Below are 1,795 nucleotides of genomic sequence, written 5' to 3'. Positions count from 1 at the left end.
TTGAGTCCTTCTGCTCGCGTGGTCGTTCTGCTTAAGTCGGATTTTCTTGCTTATTTCTGTTAGCCCCTATCCGGGGCGGGACTTCATTTCTTTGCAAACGCGCAAAGAAATGAAGCAAAGAAACGCGTTTAAACCGCGAATACCTCAGTGTCGTCGTTGCTCATTTCAGGTTTTTGGCCCGAACGTAGCATGGCCCCCGCGCATCAACCCGCAGTCAAACACCACCCTCAAGTGCCAGCGGCGCGCACACGCTTCGCCTCGACGGCCCCAATCCGATTGTCGCTAGCGGCAACGACCGTGGCAAGACCGGTGGTCATGCCAACGGCAGACCCGTAGGTTTGAGTACTGGGTTTCTTGGTGGCTCGTGTGGGGTCGTCTGAAGCCTGACGGAGAGTGAGCCGCGCCGATCATCGGCTTTGGTGCTACGACGACACGGATAGCTGCGGATACGGCCGTCGAGGCGAAGCGTGTGCGGGTCGTTGGCGCTTGAGGTGGGTGTTCGACTGCGGGTTAAATATTGGGGGCCGCGCTACGTTCGGGCCAAAAGCCTGAAATGAGCGACGACGACACTTAAAAATTGGCGGTTTAAAACGCGTTTCTTTGCTTCGTTTCTTTGCGCGTTTGCAAAGAAATGAAGTCCCGCCCCGGATAGGGGCTAACAGAAATAAGCAAGAAAATCCGACTTATGCAGAACGACCACGCTAGCAGAAGGACTCAACGCTCTCCCCACACTCGCCGCGACCAGCACCCCGCCACACTCGCCGCGACCAGCACCCCCAACCGCATGCGGCCAGCAGCCCACTACGACGCGCCAAGCTCCACGAGCAGCGTCTTGTCGTGCGCGATCACCCCCGGCAAGTACTGCCGCAAAAACTCGACCCAGGTCCGCGTCTTCGCGTCAATAAACTTCCGCGACGGATACAGCGCGTAGACATTCATCTGCTGCAACGTGTGGTGCGGCAACACGCGCACCAGCGTGCCGTCGCGCAATCCGCCAATGGCCGAATAGAGCGGCAGCGTGCCGATCCCCATTCCTTCGCGTATCGCGACCGCCAGCGACTCGGCGATATTCACCTGTACCGGCCCGCTGATTTGCATCGAAACCGTGCCTTCGGGCCCTTCCATAGTCCAGTCGTGAACCGGAAACGCGGGCGTCTGCAGGGTCAGGCATTCATGCTCCAGCAGGTCGGCCGGACGCTGCGGCCAGCCATGCCTGCGTACATAGTCAGGCGCAGCACACAGGATGCTGAAGGTCGTGCCAAGCAAGTGCGACACGAGCTCCGAATCCGGCAGCGCGGATGCACCGACCACCGCAACATCGCTACTTCCCTCAAACAGGTCAGGCGTGCGCTGTGAAAGCGTCAACTCAACCTTCACGTCCGGATAGAGCGCCCGGTACTTGCCTATCGCCGGGAGCACGTAATGCTGCCCAATGCTCGCGAAGCTGAACATGCGCAAAGTGCCGCTCGGGCGTTCGTGCGCATCGCTAGCTTCTTCCTCGGCCAGGTCGATGTCCGCGAGGATCTGCTGACACCGCATCAAATAACGCTCGCCCGCCGGCGTCAGCGCAAGCCTGCGTGTGGTGCGATTCAGGAGGCGGGTGCGCAAGTGCTCTTCCAGCTCCGTCACCGCGCGCGACATCGCGCCAGTCGTCGAGTTCATCGACACGGCAGCAGCCGTGAAGCTGCCCGCTTCGACGACCCGCCCAAATGCCCGCATATTCTGTAGCGTGTCCATCGGACCTTCGTGGTTGAAAGGACTCGTGTTCTGCGCGTTACTCCGAATCCTATTGTTG

The 1,795-nt window shown here is 59.8% G+C and carries 1 protein-coding gene; it reads right to left on the bottom strand.

The window, feature by feature from the left end:
• Window positions 1-801 precede the first annotated feature (801 nt).
• The gene (locus WCA53_RS03640) at window positions 802-1,737 is read right to left on the bottom strand and encodes a LysR family transcriptional regulator (protein WP_423905558.1); all 936 of its coding nucleotides are present in this window, start codon (window positions 1,735-1,737) and stop codon (window positions 802-804) included.
• Window positions 1,738-1,795: the final 58 nt, after the last annotated feature.

It is taken from the genome of Caballeronia sp. (assembly GCF_049581465.1).
Lineage (GTDB): Bacteria > Pseudomonadota > Gammaproteobacteria > Burkholderiales > Burkholderiaceae > Caballeronia.
Note: the sequence above shows the minus strand (reverse complement) of the source record. Positions and strands in the feature narration are given on the sequence as shown.